Annotated in this window: 16 protein-coding genes; all 16 read left to right on the top strand. The window is 62.0% G+C overall.

Going from position 1 to position 15,988, the window contains the following annotated elements:
• Positions 1 to 19: 19 nt before the first annotated feature.
• A complete protein-coding gene (locus tag ACSQ22_RS10920) occupies positions 20 to 913 on the top strand; it encodes a peptidylprolyl isomerase (protein WP_228897407.1) in 894 nt (297 codons plus the stop codon).
• 158 nt (positions 914 to 1,071) lie between these two features.
• Entirely contained in the window at positions 1,072 to 2,049 is a 978-nt protein-coding gene (locus ACSQ22_RS10915) for a glycosyltransferase family 2 protein (RefSeq protein WP_436130300.1), read from the top strand.
• A gap of 2 nt (positions 2,050 to 2,051) precedes the next feature.
• Positions 2,052 to 3,275, top strand: a complete 1,224-nt coding sequence (locus ACSQ22_RS10910) for a glycosyltransferase family 4 protein (protein ID WP_436130299.1) — start codon at positions 2,052 to 2,054, stop codon at positions 3,273 to 3,275.
• Positions 3,275 to 4,195: an NAD-dependent epimerase/dehydratase family protein gene (locus ACSQ22_RS10905; protein WP_218298873.1), complete on the top strand. Its 921-nt coding sequence runs from the start codon at positions 3,275 to 3,277 to the stop codon at positions 4,193 to 4,195. Before ACSQ22_RS10910 ends, ACSQ22_RS10905 begins: the two co-directional genes overlap by 1 nt.
• Positions 4,192 to 5,016, top strand: coding sequence for an ABC transporter permease (locus ACSQ22_RS10900; RefSeq protein WP_055396791.1), 825 nt, complete (start codon positions 4,192 to 4,194; stop codon positions 5,014 to 5,016). Before ACSQ22_RS10905 ends, ACSQ22_RS10900 begins: the two co-directional genes overlap by 4 nt.
• Before the next feature lie 4 nt (positions 5,017 to 5,020).
• Positions 5,021 to 6,244: an ABC transporter ATP-binding protein gene (locus tag ACSQ22_RS10895; protein ID WP_436130298.1), complete on the top strand. Its 1,224-nt coding sequence runs from the start codon at positions 5,021 to 5,023 to the stop codon at positions 6,242 to 6,244.
• Entirely contained in the window at positions 6,241 to 7,140 is a 900-nt protein-coding gene (locus ACSQ22_RS10890; RefSeq protein WP_436130297.1) for a lysophospholipid acyltransferase family protein, read from the top strand. Before ACSQ22_RS10895 ends, ACSQ22_RS10890 begins: the two co-directional genes overlap by 4 nt.
• The gene (locus ACSQ22_RS10885; protein WP_436130296.1) at positions 7,137 to 8,153 is read left to right on the top strand and encodes a methyltransferase domain-containing protein; all 1,017 of its coding nucleotides are present in this window, start codon (positions 7,137 to 7,139) and stop codon (positions 8,151 to 8,153) included. Before ACSQ22_RS10890 ends, ACSQ22_RS10885 begins: the two co-directional genes overlap by 4 nt.
• Positions 8,154 to 8,155: 2 nt before the next feature.
• On the top strand, positions 8,156 to 8,806 hold the full coding sequence (locus tag ACSQ22_RS10880) for an acyltransferase (protein ID WP_436130295.1): 651 nt from the start codon (positions 8,156 to 8,158) through the stop codon (positions 8,804 to 8,806).
• Between the two features lie 5 nt (positions 8,807 to 8,811).
• Positions 8,812 to 9,504 carry a lytic transglycosylase domain-containing protein gene (locus ACSQ22_RS10875; protein ID WP_436130294.1) on the top strand — a complete coding sequence of 231 codons (693 nt, stop codon included), beginning with the start codon at positions 8,812 to 8,814 and terminating at the stop codon, positions 9,502 to 9,504.
• A gap of 220 nt (positions 9,505 to 9,724) precedes the next feature.
• Positions 9,725 to 10,828 carry a glycosyltransferase family 4 protein gene (locus tag ACSQ22_RS10870; protein WP_029413975.1) on the top strand — a complete coding sequence of 368 codons (1,104 nt, stop codon included), beginning with the start codon at positions 9,725 to 9,727 and terminating at the stop codon, positions 10,826 to 10,828.
• A gap of 84 nt (positions 10,829 to 10,912) precedes the next feature.
• On the top strand, positions 10,913 to 11,803 hold the full coding sequence (gene argB / locus ACSQ22_RS10865) for an acetylglutamate kinase (RefSeq protein ID WP_055396782.1): 891 nt from the start codon (positions 10,913 to 10,915) through the stop codon (positions 11,801 to 11,803).
• A 173-nt stretch (positions 11,804 to 11,976) separates the two neighbouring features.
• Entirely contained in the window at positions 11,977 to 12,669 is a 693-nt protein-coding gene (locus ACSQ22_RS10860; RefSeq protein WP_055396780.1) for a response regulator transcription factor, read from the top strand.
• A gap of 90 nt (positions 12,670 to 12,759) precedes the next feature.
• Positions 12,760 to 14,211, top strand: a complete 1,452-nt coding sequence (locus tag ACSQ22_RS10855) for a sensor histidine kinase (RefSeq protein ID WP_121422250.1) — start codon at positions 12,760 to 12,762, stop codon at positions 14,209 to 14,211.
• Positions 14,212 to 14,388: 177 nt separating this feature from the next.
• Positions 14,389 to 15,051, top strand: a complete 663-nt coding sequence (gene slmA / locus ACSQ22_RS10850; protein ID WP_436130293.1) for a nucleoid occlusion factor SlmA — start codon at positions 14,389 to 14,391, stop codon at positions 15,049 to 15,051.
• Between the two features lie 190 nt (positions 15,052 to 15,241).
• Entirely contained in the window at positions 15,242 to 15,985 is a 744-nt protein-coding gene (locus ACSQ22_RS10845) for a TetR/AcrR family transcriptional regulator (RefSeq protein WP_055400968.1), read from the top strand.
• Positions 15,986 to 15,988: the final 3 nt, after the last annotated feature.

Raw genomic sequence — 15,988 nt, 5'->3', positions numbered from 1 at the left:
TGTTTTTTTAGTTATTTCTATGACCCCTTCTTTGTGCAACTCGGGCTGGCTTCGAGCCTTGGTAATGTGTGCTGCGGTCGCTGCTGCCTCGCTGGCAAGTGCGTCGGAGACATTGGTTCGTCTATCCAACGGTGAAACGATCAGTCGCGATGACTTTTCGGCCTACGTGGAGAGGCGGGTAGATCTGCGTGCTTCTAGTCGCAACGTATGGGGTGTGCAAACCGTATTGCGGGAAATGGCCACAGTGCGGGTGCTCTCCCTAGAGGGCGCGCAAATCGGGGAGCCGCGCCAAGATGGACGGGAGGAACAGCGTTTCGATGATGTCTATGCGCAAGCTGTCTATGCCAAGTTGCTTCCTGTATGTGCGCCTCCTGCTGACGAGAAGGCATCGCGACAGTACTTTAGCGACAACCCTCAAGCATTCCGGGTGCCGCCGATGGCTCGGCTCAGTCGAGTTATTCTTCCTGCATCCGAGACCCTGGATGGTGAGCCTGCCGCAGCTTGGCTTATGAAAGAGGCGGAAGCCGTTGCTTCGGGGAAGAAGTCGTTTGATGATTTGGTCAAGCAAGCAGAGGCCGTGTACAAGCTGAATCCCCAAGGCGATTTGGGATGGGTTACCCTCTTTGACGAAGATGTGAGTGTGCTGCGTGTTTTGGCTACGACAAAACAAGGGGAGATGGTAGGCCCACTGCGCGAAGGTGATTTCGCCTATCTTTTCAAGGTGAATGAAAAGCGTGAGGGGCGTCAGTTGGCGTGGGAAGAGGTTGCTGTGTCTGTTCCCGCCCGTGCCGTCTCCTTTTGTCGCCAAGAGGGTGTCAAGAAGGTTCGAAGCGATTTGTTTGCTAAGTACGGCGTTGAACTGGATAACGCTGCAATCAGATCGTTATTCTTGAAGCAGCCTCCAGCCAAATAACCGCTGACGTAATTGGAAGCCGGGGAGGGGCGCCACTTTTGGGTGGCGCAGTACAATGGTCGGTTTTGCAGATTGCCATGGCGCTCTGCCAGAAATGTGCAATCTGACGACAAGGCGCATGGCGCTATCTTCCTATTGAGCCCCCGCCAATTCTGCCAATGACTGAAATACGCGCCTCCGTGTTGATCCCCGTCAAGAACGGAGGCTCCTTGCTGGGTGAAGTGCTGGATGCCGTGCTGTCGCAGCAAGCGCCGTGGCCATTCGAGGTCATTGTGGTGGACTCCGGATCATCCGACGATTCTGTGGAATGCGCCCGGCAGCGTGGCGTTCGCGTAGAGACTATTCCTGCGGCAGAGTTCGGCCACGGGCGTACACGCAATCTACTGGCTTCCATGGCAAGGGGGCAGTTTCTGGTGTTTATCACGCAAGATGCGCGACCTGCGAGCTCCAAATGGTTGCACAACATGGTGCAGGGCTGCGACGCTGAGCCAGGTGTGGCGGGGGCTTTTGGTCCTCATCGAGCCCATCCCCAAGCGCGGCATATTACGCACTGTGAGCTGAACCAGCATTTTGCCGGCTTTGGCGACAAGCTGTCCGTGGTTCGCCTTGAAGACCCCGCCCGGTTTGCTAGAGATACTGGTTATCGCCAGTGGCTGCACTTTTTTTCCAGCAACAATTCATGCATCCGCCGCTCGGTGTGGGAGCAACTGCCTTTGCCAGAAGTGGCATTTGCAGAGGACCAGACATGGGCGCTGCGCGCCATTGAGGCGGGGCACGCGAAGGCCTTTGTGCCAGATGCGGTGGTCTACCATTCGCACGATTTCGGTGTGTGGGAGACGTTGCAGCGCAATTTTGACGAAGCACGCTCATTCCATCTCTACTTTGGCTATCGCATTCAGGACAGCTTGGCGCAGGCTTTGAAGTCTGGTCTGTACTTGGCTAAGCGGGATCTTGGCTGGTTGCGCAGCGGGGGGCTGCAGGGCTGGCGCCTTTGTAAAAATGCGATTTACATGGGCTTCATTGAAATGGCGAGGGTTTCGGGACAATACCTGGGCACGCACCATGACCGTTTGCCCGCTTGGCTGCTGCGCTCGGTGTCACGCGATGAGCAATTGCAGCGTGCGGGAGCTGTCTGACCATGGCGTTGAATCTGTCCAAGAAGATCTGGCGTGTGAAAGAAATGGCGCGCAAGGAAGGTGTTTTTGCCGCCCTGCGTGCTGTGGTGCGTCGCCTGCGCCAAGGCCCAGGGAAGTATGTGGATGTCTTTCGACACTACGACTTTGCCCTGCCTTATGTCTTGCCTGCCCAGTCGGGTGAGGCCAAGCCGGGCACCTTGCTGTGGTTTATTCCTGACTTCAATGTCGGGTCCGGTGGCCATCTGAACATCTTCCGCACCATCTGGCATCTGGAGCAGATGGGCTACACCTCCAGTATCGTGATCGGCAAGCCCGTCATGCACCACGATGCGCAGGAGGCCCGCGAGGCCATTCGGAAGCACTTCTTTCCGCTTCAGGCGCAGGTGTTGTTGGGTCTTGAAGATCTGCCGCCGTGCGAATTCTCCATTGCTACGGGATGGGACACTGCCTACACCGTACGCGCCTTTACGGGCGCGAAGCACAAGCTCTACTTTGTACAGGACTACGAGCCGCATTTTTACCCCGTCGGATCGGAGTCGGTCCTGGCACAGAATACTTACAGCTTTGGATTTTTCGGCATCACGGCGGGCGGCTGGCTGGCCAGCAAGTTGGCGAATGAATATGGCATGACCACCCACGCTATAGGTTTTGGTGTGGAACTAGAGCGTTACCGGCGCTTGCCGCGCAGGGAGCCGGAAATTCGCCGGGTGTTTTTCTACGCGCGTCCCCCCACGCCCCGCAGGGCGTTTGAGATCGGACTTCTAGTGCTGAACGCAGTGTGGGAGCGGATGCCCGACGTCCAGTTCGTACTGGCGGGCTGGGACACGGCTGGCTATCACATTCCGTTTCCACACTTGGGGTGTGGAACTGTGGCCCTCGATGATCTGCCGGATCTCTACAGCCAGTGCGATGTGGCGCTGGTTCTGTCGCTCACGAATGCGTCGCTGTTGCCCCTGGAGTTGATGGCTTCGGGTTGTGCCGTGGTTTCGAATCGGGGGCCCAATGTGGAATGGCTCCTCAACGAAGACGTGGCCGCTTTGGCGGAGTCTTCGCCCGAGGGGTTGGCGGATGCAGTCTGTGACTTGTTGCAGAACGATGAACGGCGCCATGCCTTGAGCGTGCGGGCCGAAAAGTTTGCACGGGCGCAGACTTGGGACATGGTTGCGAAGGACTTTGAAGCCGCCCTGCTGCACGCGCGCACCCAGCAGCAAGTGGAGACTTCCTGATGCGTTGCGCGATTCTGGGAGGTGCTGGGTTTCTGGGGCGCCATATTGGGCGTGCCATGGCGTCGGAGGGCGCAGAGGTGTGGTCGGTAGACCGGTCATTGTCGGCTGCGGGTAGTGCTCCCTGGCTGGCGGGAGAGGTGCAGGCAGATTGTTTTGACCTGCCCTCCTGGTGGGATGTGGTGGGGGGGGCAGACGTGATTGTTCACCTCGCTTCCTCCACGGTGCCGGCCACTGCCAGTGAGGACCCCATCCAGGATGTCCAGACCAATCTGGTGGGAACCTTGCGCCTTCTTCAGGAATTGCGCAAAAAGGCCGCGCGCCCCAGGTTGCTGTTTGCGTCATCCGGTGGGGCGGTGTACGGGCGGCCGCAGTATGTGCCTTTGTGTGAGGCCCACCCCACCATGCCCATGGGGGCCTACGGCGCCACCAAACTGGCGATTGAGCACCACTTGCGCATCGAAGAGGCACAGCATGGCCTGCCATGCCGGATTCTGCGTTTGAGCAATCCCTACGGTGAGTGGCAGCAACCCCATGGGGTCCAAGGTGTGATTGCCGTTTTTGCACACCGTGCGCTCAATGCGCAACCGCTGGATGTGTGGGGGGACGGGTCCGTGGTGCGCGATTTTGTTTACGCTGCGGATGTGGGATATGCGTTCGCAGCAGCGGCACGCCATGAGGGGGAGACCCGGATATTCAACATTGGCGGTGGTGCAGGGCACAGCGTCAACGATATTGTGCACACACTGGAGCAGTTGTTGGGGCATGCCGTAGAACGGCGTGTATTCCCTGCGCGTCCTTTTGACCCACCGGTCAATGTGTTGGACATTCAGCGTGCCCGGAACGAGCTGTTCTGGAAGCCGACGATGGCTTTCGAGGATGGGGTGGCCAAATCGGTCGAATGGCTGCGGACGGTAGCATGACGCGCCCTGTTTCCCATTCCACTGGGGTCTCATCGGCAGCGCCGCGCAATGCGCGCCAGTTGTGGGTGCTTTGGCGGTACTGGATGGTGCGCGAGTTCAAGACGCGCTATGCCGGTTCGGTATTGGGTTTTGCCTGGGCTTTTGTTCAGCCCGTCGCCACGCTGGCTATCTTCTATGTTCTTTTTGGCTTGGTGCTGGCGGTGCGGGTGCCCGGGCTGGACGTGAACAATGGCTATCTGCTGCACCTTCTGGCGGGGCTTGCAGTCTGGCTACCCTTTACCGATGCCATTGGCCGTGGGGTTGGGTCCCTGGCGGCGTACGAGGACTTTCTGCGCAAGCAGCCTATGCCTGCGGAGATACTGCCCGCAGTGTCCGTTGGAGGTAGCCTGCTCGTTCTGGGTATTGGCTATGCGCTGTTGATTGTCTTGTCGGTGGTGCAGGGTGTGGGGCCTTACGCGTCACTGGCTTGGCTACCGGTTCTGGTGCTGGCCCAGATTGCGCTGACCTTTGGTCTTACGTTGCTGCTGAGCATGGCCCACTTTCTGTGGCGTGATGTGGGCTCCATGGTGGCCTTCGCACTACAGCTCTGGTTCTACCTAACACCTGTCGTATACCCCCTGTCCCAGGTGCCGGAGAAATTCCACAACTGGTTTCTTTTCAACCCCGTAGCTTGCCTGGTCCTGATGGTGCAGAGCACTGTATTGCATATGCCGGTGCCGCCGGGAACCCCCGTGGCCTTGGCCGTATGGGTGTTGTTGCTGGGTGGAGGGGGGTGGTGGTTCTTCCGCTCAATGAAGTCTGCACTGGGCGAGGCCTTGTAAAGCCATGACGATCCGCTTTGAAGGCATTGAAAAGACCTATATGGTCTACAGCCGTCCGCAGGACCGGCTTTGGGAGTGGGTGACGCGTAAGCAGCGCCACCGTATACATGTCGCTTTGACCGGGGTGGATTTTGAGGTGCAGGCCGGCGAAACGTTTGGCCTCATCGGTGAAAACGGTGCGGGCAAAAGCACCTTGCTGAAAATCGCGGCAGGCACCATCCGTCCCACCCGTGGGCAGGTGTTTCAAGAAGGCCGCGTTGCCGCGTTGCTGGAGCTTGGTGCGGGTTTTCACCCGGAGGAGTCCGGCTACGACAACATCCGCTTCATGGCCGCGTTGCATGGGCTGGAGGGCATCGCCATGGAGGACTTCATTGTCCGCGCCACTGCGTTCTCGGAGTTGACCAAGGAGACGCTGGAGCGGCCGGTGAAGACCTACTCATCGGGCATGTTCATGCGGCTCGCTTTTGCCGCTGCGACGGCCATCGATCCGGATGTTTTGATCGTGGATGAGGCGCTCTCCGTGGGCGACCTGCATTTCCAGAAGAAGAGCCTCAATCGCATTCTGGAGCTTCGTGAGCGAGGCGCCACGGTGCTTTTCTGTTCCCACAACCTGTATCAGGTACGAAGCCTCTGTCAGCGGGCGGCATGGATACACGGCGGTCGAGTGCAGGCGATCGGAGCTACCGAGGACGTGGTGACCGCCTACGAATCCCATGAGCGACGCAGGTATGCCCACCTGCGCGTCGAGGCCCATGAGGCTGCAAAAAAGGATGAAGCGGCGCAGCCCGCAGCGGCGTCTTCGTCGGGAGCGCCATTGGTAAAAATCGCCGGCCTGACGATCGAAACGGGGGACGGCATCAACCCTGCGCAGGTGGATTCGTTTCAGGATCTGTCGGTAGAGATCGAGATCGAGTCCTATGCGGACGCGCCGTTTCATGTGTTGTTTGCAATTGTTCGCCCGGACAAGGACAACGTTTTTGGCACGAGCACGCAGTTTCGTGCCGAGGGTAAGCCGCTGCAGGGCACTGGCAGCCACCGCATTCGCGCCAGGTTCCCACGCTTGCCGCTCCTGTCGGGTGAATACCTCTGGAGCGTCTATGTCCTGGATGATTCAGGTATCCAGGTGCTGGACATGGCGGAACTTATCCAGCCCTTTACCGTGCTGAACCAGAAGCACCGGGAGTTTGGTGTTGCCTGGCTGGAACACGAATGGGTGCTGGTGGAATGACGCGAGCCTGGTCTCTGGACCTGCTTTTCCCTTTCATTGCCCGGCTGCCTACGACCCTGCCCTGGCGGCTGGCCGGGCGGATAGGGCGGGAATCAGCGGCGGAGCGTGAGCACCTGCTGCGCTGGCTCGAAAGCTTGTTTGCCCGGGTCTTCCCGCAAGCCACGGGGGGGCAGCATGCGCAATGGGCTCGCGCCCACTTGGACATGTTAGCGCAGGAGATGGTGGATGCCATGGCCTTCAGCCGCCTGGGCCGTTCCGGAGGGCCGACCATTGATCTGCAAGGTGCCGAGTTTGCCAAAGGCCTTGCTCGCCAAGGCAAGGGCTTCATACTGGTTCTCAATCACTATGACCGGCTTCTGACGGCCCCGGTTGCTTTGGCGAGGGAGGGTGTCGCCACCAATGTTCTGACCATGCCGGTCTTGGACAATCCGGAGCTTGAGGCTGCGCAGCGCCGTTTTTTGCTGCGAAAAATTCAAGGCTATACCGAGGTGACGGGTGGAAAATGGCACACCACGAGTGAAGGGCTGCGCCCGGTGCATGAAAGCCTGCGGGCGGGGCAAGCGTGGGTGATTCTGGCTGATGCATGGCGACCTGAGTTTGGCCGCTTGCGTGGTAACCCTTTTCTGGGCGGCAACCTGAGTCTGCCCACAGGTATTGAGCGTCTGGCGCAATCCACGGGCGTTCCGTTGCTGCATGCTGTGACTTATTCCCGACGCCCTGACCATCTGGAGGTTGTCGTCGAGCCATTGCCGGAAAATCCCAGGCAGGCGATCGATATAGTCATCCAGCGGCTGGAGCAGGATGTTCTGGCCCGGCCTTGGGCATGGTGGCAGTGGGGATTGTGGGATCAGATGTGGCAGCCCGAACCGGCGCCAAAGGCGGAGGGAAATGCATGACCAATATTGAGCGATACGACTACGCATTCGACCCGGATGGTGAGGAGTGGGCCGCTCGGTTGCTGCGCCGCGTACCACCAGATGGCGGCTCGGTCTTGGAGCTTGGGCCGGGCCCTGGCGCCATGACCCGTGTTCTCCTGGCTCGGGGCTATCGCGTCACGGTGGTGGAAAACGACCCCGAGGCGCTGGAAGTGCTCAAGACACTGGACGTGGAGGTCATCCCTGGAAATCTGGACAGCACCGACTGGCTGGATGCGCTCAAGGGTCGGCAGTTTGATACGGTGATGGCTTGTGATGTGCTGGAACACCTCAGAAAGCCCGAAGATGTGCTGCAGCGGTTGAGTGAGTTTGTCGCTCCCATGGGCTGTCTACTGATTTCCGTTCCGAACATCGCCTATGCCGGGGTGCTGGCTTCTATGCGAAGCGGCATCTTTGACTATTCCGACAAGGGCCAACTGGACAGGACCCATGTCCGTTTCTTTACCAAACGCAGCATGGAGAAGATGTTGCTGGACTGCGGATGGGCTCCCCGGGTCTGGGAAGCCAACAGGGTACCCGTTGAATGCAGCGAATTCGCCGGCTACTGGAGCGCCCTGTCGGGCGACCAGCGCCAGGCGTTGTTGGCTGGGTGGCAGGACTTTGACGTCTACCAGTGGATGGTGGTGGTCACGCCTTCTGTGGATGCTCCAACGTGGGAGCTGAAAGAGGCTCGGGGCATGGCGGAAAGCTTGCGCGACGAGTTGCAAGCACTGACGGTGCTGCACCAGCGCGAACGAGCTTCGTTGCTGGAGCACCAGAAGGCCTTTGCGGAAGCCAAGGACCTCATTGGGAAACTCCAGCAAGAGATCAATGAGTTGCGCACAGAGGTGGGTTCGCTGCGGGCCGAAAAGACACTGGTGGAGTCTGAGCTTGCGACCACGCAAATAGCGTTGCAGGCCAGGACGGCGGAGCTGAACGATCGCGCATGGCGCAGCCGTTGGCGCAGGCTCATGGGCTCGCATCACAGCCGGTGAACATGACGGACATGCTGCTGGGAATTCCTGCTTTCACGGCGTCACACGCAGGTGTGGATCGCATGGGCGCCGAATGTCGGATCGACCCGTCCGTCTCGGTCATGCGTTTCGGCCAGCGCTCCGATGTCTTGTGCCTGGCCGACGGGGTCAGTATCTATGCCCAGACACGGCTGGTGCTGGGCGATGTGGTGGCAGATCCCTGCGTGGGTATCCGCATCGGAGCCCGTACTATCGTCAATGTGGGAGGCTACCTGTCGGGTGAAGGTGGCCTGGAGATTGGTGAGGATGTCCTGATTGGCCCCCATGCCAAGCTGCTGTCCGCCGGCCATGCCATCGATGGGGGGGATGTGGTGATTGCTCGCAACCGAATCACCCGGGCAAGAATCGTTGTGGAAGACGGTGCCTGGATCGGTGCTGGCGCGATTGTTCTAGAGGGCGTGACGATTGGCCGTGGCGCGGTCGTGGCAGCCGGGGCGCTGGTGCGACAGGATGTCCCGGCGGGCATGGTAGCTGCAGGTATGCCCGCCAGGCTGATCCGTTCAAGGCGGGGGGATGCATGGCCGGAGCCTGAGCCCGAGGCAGCGGCCTCCTGGTTGCAACAGGTCGGTGCTGGGCTGAAAAGTTTCTTTCGCGAAGGGCGCGAGGTCAAATGAGAACCATGAGTCTGTTTTGGAAGGAGTCTGATGAGCACGACCTCCCATCGCTTGGGACGGTCATGCGTGGTGTCATGCTCTTGGTTTTTCTGGTTGGGGGATGGTTGCCGTCCTCCTGGGCGAACCAGGTGTGGGAGTTTGTGGATGGGGAGGGCGTAACCCACATCGGCAATGTGCCTCCTTCGGCGGCTACGCGGGGTGTGATCTGGCTCAGCCGTGTGCCTCCCGCCTCGGTGGTGAAGGGCAAGGATCGCAGCCCCTCTGCACTGCAGTTTCCGGGCTATGACGACGTCAAGCAGCACCTGGAAGCGGCGGCGGTGGCGCAGTCGCTGGACCCTGCATTTGTGATTGCCGTCGCGGCAGCAGAGTCGGCCTTCAATGTGAAAGCCGTTTCGCGCAAAGGTGCGTTGGGGCTGATGCAGGTCATGCCGGCAACGGCTGAGCGTTATGGGGTTGCAGCGCGCCCTTCGTCAGACGGAGAGCATGCCGCGATGGAGCCCAAAGTGAATGCGCAGATTGGCACCCGCTACCTGGCCGATCTGCTGCGCATGTTCGATGGCGACAAGGAACTGGCGCTGGCGGCGTACAACGCCGGGGAAGGTGCCGTGATCAAGTATGGTCGGCGCATCCCGCCGTATCCCGAAACGCAGCAGTACGTGGAAAAGGTGATGCGTTTTTACCGTGGCTCGCTTCGGTAGTGGCCCCGGGTTCTGACCGCATGAACCCCTCCATGGCCCCCTCGGAGTTGTCGAGGGGCCGGCCTGATTCCGGCTCGGGCCTTCGTGGTGGCGTCTTCCCAGGTTCTCCCCACATGGCGTCCTTGCAGCATGCCAACAGCCCCAGTTCGCTGGGGTGGGGCTGCGTGGATAGCGCTTTCTTACAGGTGCTGGGACTGAGTGCGGGTACCATCGGCCGCTCATGATCTGGTTATCTGTGGTGGCATTCATCGTTGCAGCGTTGGCGGCAGGGTTCATCGTGCGGTGGATGCACAGCCACGCTTCCGTGTACGGCAACGGCATGCCCCAACGCTTTCATCTGGGGGACGTTCCCCGCTTGGGGGGAGCCGCATTGCTGCTGGGCATTGGGTGCAGTTGGGGCCTTGGTGTTCTTCAATCTACCCATTGGGGTGATCCTGGCTCGCTGAAGCTCGGAGCTTGGGTGGGGGGCTGGCTGGTGGCCTTGCTGCCCGCCGCGCTGGGCGGCATTGCGGAGGACATGACCCAGCGCCTGTCTGTGCGTTACCGTTTGAGCCTGACCGGCGCATCCGGCGCTCTGGCGGTGATCCTGCTGGATCTGACCTTGCCGCGCATGGGGTGGCCTTGGCTGGATTCTTTGCTGGCCGCTGCTCCGTGGCTGGGCGTTGCGGTGGTTGTTCTGGCGGTTGCGGGACTTCCCCATGCGTTCAACATCATTGATGGCTACAACGGCCTGGCGGGCATGGTGGCTCTGATCGTCTGTCTTGCGCTGGCCCATGTGGCCCTGCAGGTGGGGGACCGTGCGCTGGCTGCGCTGTTGGTGTCCACAGCGGCGGCGACGGGCGGGTTTCTGGTCTGGAACTACCCGCGCGGAATGTTGTTCGCGGGGGATGGCGGTGCCTACGTGTGGGGCGGCGTGATTGCCCTGGCCAGCATTTCCCTGGTGCAGCGCAACGCCGATGTGTCGCCCTGGTTCCCCATGCTTTTGCTGATCTACCCTGTATGGGAAACGATCTTCTCGATATACCGCAAGACAGTGCGGGGCGTTTCCCCCGGCGTGGCCGATGCGCTGCACTTCCACCAATTGATTTACCGTCGCATTGTTCGGGGTGTCTTCCATGACGATGAATCGCGCAGGGTGTTGATGCGCAATAACCGCACATCCCCCTACCTGTGGGGCTTCACCTTGCTGACGGTGGTGCCTGCGGTACTGTTCTGGAGCAATACCCCGCTGCTGATGGCGTTTTGCGGCCTGTTCGTCATCAGCTATGTGATGGCCTACCTGGCCATTGTGCGTTTCAAGGTACCCAACTGGTTGCGCCACTGACGGCGGGTGCGCGGGCAAACCCAGCGCGCCGCACGAATGCGGCACAATTTGCGCCTTACCGTTTTCTCTGGATGGCCCGCCTCCATGACCGACCTTCTTTCGATTGCCCCGCGCGACAAGGCTGAAATCCTGGCCCAGGCGCTGCCTTACATCCGCAAGTTCCATGGCAAGACCATGGTCATCAAATATGGCGGCAACGCCATGACCGACCCCGCGCTGCAGGCCGACTTTGCCGAGGACGTGGTGCTGCTCAAGCTCGTGGGCATGAACCCCGTGGTCGTGCACGGCGGCGGACCTCAGATTGAGACGGCGCTGAACCGCCTGGGCAAGAAGGGCGAGTTCATCCAGGGCATGCGCGTGACCGATGCTGAGACCATGGAAGTGGTCGAGTGGGTGCTGGCCGGAGAGGTGCAGCAGGACATCGTGGGCCTGATCAACCAGGCCGGCGGCAAGGCTGTGGGCCTGACGGGGCGCGACGGCGGCATGATCCGTGCGCAGAAGCTCAAGATGGTGGACAACAAGAACCCGTCCATCGAGCACGATGTGGGGCAGGTGGGAGACATCGTCTCCATCGATCCGAGTGTGGTCAAGGCGCTGCAGGACGACGCCTTCATCCCCGTCATCAGCCCCATCGGCTTTGGTGAGAACAACGAGAGCTACAACATCAACGCCGACGTGGTGGCCAGCAAGCTGGCCACGGTGCTGCAAGCGGAAAAGCTCATGCTGCTGACCAACACGCCCGGCGTGCTGGACAAGGCGGGCAATCTGCTCACCGACCTGACGGCCCGCGAGATCGACGCGCTGTTTGCCGACGGCACCATCTCTGGCGGCATGCTGCCGAAGATTGCGGGAGCGCTGGATGCTGCCAAGGCCGGCGTGAACGCAGTGCACATCATTGATGGGCGTGTACCGCACGCCATGCTGCTCGAAATCCTGACCGACCAGGCCTACGGGACCATGATTCGTAGCCATTGAAATGGTCTATCCCTCTGAGTCGCTTCTCGCCTTCTCCCTTCTCTCGCTTCGCGGGGTGGGTGACGTCGCCAGCGCCAGCACAGGGTATTGGCTGCCCTTGCACGGCGGCCGCCGGATGAGGCTGCGCCAGCCTATCGGGCATGCTGCTATGCACAGCGAACAAGTGGGTTGATATGCGACTCTTGCTGGTCGAAGACGATGTGATGGTTGCCAGCGGCATCAAGCTGGGGTTGACCGACGCGGGGTACGCCGTGGATTGGGTCGGAAGCGGTGAGCGCGCCGAAGAGGTGCTGCGCACCGAGTCGTTCGACGCGGCCATCATCGATATCGGCCTGCCGGCCATGGATGGGCTGGAACTCACCCGCCGCCTGCGCCGCCCTGATATGGCAAGCCCCGCCCTGCCGGTGCTGATCCTCACCGCGCGCGATGCACTGCACGACCGCGTGCAGGGGCTGGACCTCGGGGCCGACGACTACATGGTCAAGCCCTTCGAGTTGCCTGAACTGCTGGCACGCCTGCGCGCCCTGCTGCGCCGCTCGCAGGCCGCGACCACAGCGGTGTTGAGTTTTGGTCCGCTGGAGCTGGACACGGCTGGCCGTCGCGCCAGCATCCGTACCGGGGACGGGGAGCAGGTCATTGAGCTCGGTCCGCGCGAATGGACTGTGCTGGAGTACCTGCTCATCAATGCCCCCAAGCCTGCCAGCAAGGACAAGCTTCTGCAGGCTCTGACGGGTTGGGACAAGGAGATCACGCCCAACGCGGTGGAGGTCTACGTCTCCCGGCTGCGTGGCAAACTGGAGCCGCATGGCGTGGCGCTGCGTTCGATCCGTGGGTTCGGCTATCGGCTTGAACTCCAGGCCGCCTGAGCGGAACCGGCCTGGCTGAAGCCGTCGGTAAGGATCATGATGACGCCGCCGGACCGAGCCATCCCTTCCCCACGGCCCGGCCTGCGTGCCATGACCTCCGACCTGCGCAATCGGCTGCTGATCTTGCTGGTGCTGCCTTTGTGCGCGCTGGCTCTGGTGGGCGTGTGGCTCGACTACCGCTCGGCCGACGAGGCCGCCGGGCGGCACGACCAGCGCCTGCTGCGGCTGTTGCCCGCTCTGGCAGATTCGGTGCTGGCCCCCTCCATCCGTGACCACGAGCCGCCCTTGCTGCTGCTGGCGCCTCCGGTCGAAGACTTTCTGCGCCAGAACACCGGGTTTGCGGGTTACAGCGTGCGCGACATCTCTGGACGCCTGCTGCTGGGCGACGACTGGGTGCACAGTGCCGTGCCCACCACCCATGCGCCCGAATTCCACAGCGTTGAGTTTGGCGGGGTGACCTATAGGGTGGCGGTGCAGCGTGGTCGCACCGGGGCTGGCGAACTGGTGGTGGCGCTGGCCGACGGGTCTGACCCGCGCCAGCAATGGGCGCAGCAGCTCCTGCTGCGGGTGCTGCTGCCCAACCTGGTGCTGGTGGCCGCCGCCGCGCTGGCCATCCACTGGGCTGTGGGCCGGGCCTTCAAACCGCTGGTGGACTTGGCCGAAGCGGTGGAGCACCGTTCGCCGCGTGACCTGAGCCCTATCGACGAAGCCTCGTCGCCCGCCGAGGTGCGCCCGCTCGTGCACTCGCTCAACCGCCTGTTTGCACTGGTCAATGCGCAGGCGGAAGGGCAGCGCCGCTTTGTGGCCGATGCGGCGCACCAGCTGCGCACCCCGCTGGCGGGCCTGCAGGCACAGGTCGAAGCCTGGGCCATGATGGCCAAGGCCGCGGCACCACCCCGGGTGTCCTTGTCAAATCTTGAGGGAAAATTGCCGCTAGCGCACGATGGGCAAGCGAAAGGTGCTATTGTTTTAGGAGTTGACCAGATCGAGAAGCTGCGCAATGCCACGCGCCGCACTTCGCAGCTTGCCCACCAGCTGCTGGCACTGTCGCGCGCCGATGCGCGCAGCCTGGACGCGCAGCCGCCCCAGCGCGTAGACCTCAAGGACCTGTGCGAAACCCTGCTGGAGACCTTTCTCGACCCAGCCACCGGCAAAGGGCTGGACCTGGGGCTGGAAGTCCAGCCCGTGCATGTCACCGGCCATGGCTGGCTGCTGCGCGAGTTGTTGTCCAACCTGGTGGACAACGCCATCAAGTACACCCCGGCGGGCGGCATTGTGACCATACGCTGTGGCATGCGCCAAGGGCGCGCAGGGCCGCCACGTGTGTTCATCGAGGTGGAAGACGATGGGCCTGGCGTGCCCGATGCCGAGCGAGGGCGCGTCATGCAGCGTTTTTACCGGGTGCCCGGTACGGTGGGCGAGGGCACGGGGCTTGGGCTGGCCATTGCCGACGAAATTGCGCGCGTGCATCGCGCTGCCCTCACGCTGGGCACCGGCCCGCTGGGGCACGGCCTGCTGGTGACTGTGGTGTTTCCGCTGTAAATCGGCGTAGTGGCAGCTGCTCTCGCCCGTGCCCATGGGGCCGCCCCAGGGCCTGTGCGAGAATCATTTCCACACATGATTTACGCCCTGCCGCAGGCCGGTGCATGCTCACCTGGCATGTGAACCCGGCGCAGGGTGCCCTTGGCCGCATGGCCTTACCCCAGCCCTTGTCCCTGCATGTCTGAACTTTCGCCCCTCCCCGAGCCAGCCAGTACCGACGACGGGGGCGAAACTCCGGCTGCGCGCAAACGGCCCAAGCCGGGTGAGCGGCGCGTACAGATCCTGCAAGCGCTGGCGGCCATGCTCGAGCAACCCGGGGCAGAGCGCATCACCACCGCCGCGTTGGCGGCGCGTCTTTCAGTCAGCGAGGCCGCGTTGTACCGCCACTTCGCCAGCAAGGCGCAGATGTTCGAAGGGTTGATCGACTTTATCGAGCAGACCGTGTTCACCCTGGTCCAGCAGATTACCGGCCGCGATGTACCCGATCCGGACCAGTCTGCCGAAGTGGGCACGCGCCAGGCTGCGCGCATCGTGGCGTTGCTGCTGCAGTTTGGCGAGCGCAACCCCGGCATGGTGCGCGTGATGGTGGGCGATGCCCTGGTGTTTGAGCACGAGCGCCTGCAGCAGCGCATGAACCAGTTTTTTGACCGCATCGAATCCACCCTGCGCCAGTGCCTGCGCCCTGCGGTGGCGGGCTCTGCCACACCCACTGTGGATGCCCAGGTCGCAGCCAGCGTGCTCACGGCGTTTGCCGTGGGGCGCCTGCAACGCTACGCGCGCTCGGGTTTCAAGCGCATGCCGTCGGAACATCTGGAAGCCAGCCTGGCGCTGATTCTCTGATACCACCGCCTGGGTGCCGCCTGCCGTGGGCAGCCCTGTGGCGGGGGCGGAAGCGATGGGGTGGGGTGGGGCAGAGGGTGGCACCGCCGCAACGAATGGTTTGGGTGGGCCTCCCTATTTTTTCCGGGGGTTTTGGTCGGGCGGAGAATTTGCTGCAGAATAGAACGAACGTTCGTTTTTATTTGCCCGCATGTCCGCCACCTCTTCATCCAGCCAGGTCACCCGCATCCCGCGCGCTCGCAGCGGTACCGGCCGCGCCCTGCAAAAAGGCCAGCAAACCAAGGCGGCCATCGTCGAGGCAGCGCTGGGCCTGGCCACGCACATCGGGCTGGAAGGCCTGTCCATTGGGGCGTTGGCCGACGTAACGGGCATGAGCAAGTCGGGCGTGTTTGCCCATTTTGGCTCTCGCGAAGAGCTGCAGATCTCCGTGGTTCGTGAATACCACACGCGTTTCGAGCAGGAAGTGTTCTACCCCGCCATGTCCGCGCCGCGTGGCCTGGCCCGGCTCAGCGCCATGTTCGACAACTGGATGAAGCGCACTTCCATCGAAATCGATTCGGGCTGCATCTACATCAGCGGTGCGGTCGAATTTGATGACCGCACCGGCCCCGTGCGCGACGCGCTGGCCAGCTCGGTGCTGACCTGGCACGCCGCCATGCGCCGCGCCATCGAGCAGTGCAAGGGCCTGGGCGAGCTGCGCGCGGACACCAATGCCGAGCAGATGCTGTTCGAGATCCACGGCCTCATCCTCGCGCTGCACTACGAGGCGCGGTTCCTGCAAACCCCGGGCTCCATGGCCCGGGCGGTGCAGGGCTTTCACAACATCCTGGCGCGTTACAGCGCCGCAAAACCTGGCGCCACCGCAGAAGCCGCCCCCGCTGCTGCTGCCAAGCGCCGCAAAGTTTCCAACCAAACCACCACCTCCAAGGAGTAAACC

This window comes from Acidovorax sp. LjRoot38 (genome assembly GCF_964252975.1).
Taxonomy (GTDB): Bacteria; Pseudomonadota; Gammaproteobacteria; order Burkholderiales; family Burkholderiaceae_C; genus Acidovorax; species Acidovorax facilis.
Note: the sequence above shows the minus strand (reverse complement) of the source record. Positions and strands in the feature narration are given on the sequence as shown.

What these genes read in the sequence shown, in the direction of transcription:
- ACSQ22_RS10870 (WP_029413975.1), top strand. Translation starts at nt 9,725, where the DNA reads ATGATCTGGTTATCTGTGGTGGCATTCATCGTTGCAGCGTTGGCGGCA.
- ACSQ22_RS10880 (WP_436130295.1), top strand. Translation starts at nt 8,156, where the DNA reads ATGACGGACATGCTGCTGGGAATTCCTGCTTTCACGGCGTCACACGCA.
- ACSQ22_RS10860 (WP_055396780.1), top strand. Translation starts at nt 11,977, where the DNA reads ATGCGACTCTTGCTGGTCGAAGACGATGTGATGGTTGCCAGCGGCATC.
- ACSQ22_RS10920 (WP_228897407.1), top strand. Translation starts at nt 20, where the DNA reads ATGACCCCTTCTTTGTGCAACTCGGGCTGGCTTCGAGCCTTGGTAATG.
- ACSQ22_RS10885 (WP_436130296.1), top strand. Translation starts at nt 7,137, where the DNA reads ATGACCAATATTGAGCGATACGACTACGCATTCGACCCGGATGGTGAG.
- ACSQ22_RS10845 (WP_055400968.1), top strand. Translation starts at nt 15,242, where the DNA reads ATGTCCGCCACCTCTTCATCCAGCCAGGTCACCCGCATCCCGCGCGCT.
- ACSQ22_RS10875 (WP_436130294.1), top strand. Translation starts at nt 8,812, where the DNA reads ATGAGTCTGTTTTGGAAGGAGTCTGATGAGCACGACCTCCCATCGCTT.
- slmA (WP_436130293.1), top strand. Translation starts at nt 14,389, where the DNA reads ATGTCTGAACTTTCGCCCCTCCCCGAGCCAGCCAGTACCGACGACGGG.
- ACSQ22_RS10910 (WP_436130299.1), top strand. Translation starts at nt 2,052, where the DNA reads ATGGCGTTGAATCTGTCCAAGAAGATCTGGCGTGTGAAAGAAATGGCG.
- argB (WP_055396782.1), top strand. Translation starts at nt 10,913, where the DNA reads ATGACCGACCTTCTTTCGATTGCCCCGCGCGACAAGGCTGAAATCCTG.
- ACSQ22_RS10905 (WP_218298873.1), top strand. Translation starts at nt 3,275, where the DNA reads ATGCGTTGCGCGATTCTGGGAGGTGCTGGGTTTCTGGGGCGCCATATT.
- ACSQ22_RS10915 (WP_436130300.1), top strand. Translation starts at nt 1,072, where the DNA reads ATGACTGAAATACGCGCCTCCGTGTTGATCCCCGTCAAGAACGGAGGC.
- ACSQ22_RS10890 (WP_436130297.1), top strand. Translation starts at nt 6,241, where the DNA reads ATGACGCGAGCCTGGTCTCTGGACCTGCTTTTCCCTTTCATTGCCCGG.
- ACSQ22_RS10900 (WP_055396791.1), top strand. Translation starts at nt 4,192, where the DNA reads ATGACGCGCCCTGTTTCCCATTCCACTGGGGTCTCATCGGCAGCGCCG.
- ACSQ22_RS10895 (WP_436130298.1), top strand. Translation starts at nt 5,021, where the DNA reads ATGACGATCCGCTTTGAAGGCATTGAAAAGACCTATATGGTCTACAGC.
- ACSQ22_RS10855 (WP_121422250.1), top strand. Translation starts at nt 12,760, where the DNA reads ATGACCTCCGACCTGCGCAATCGGCTGCTGATCTTGCTGGTGCTGCCT.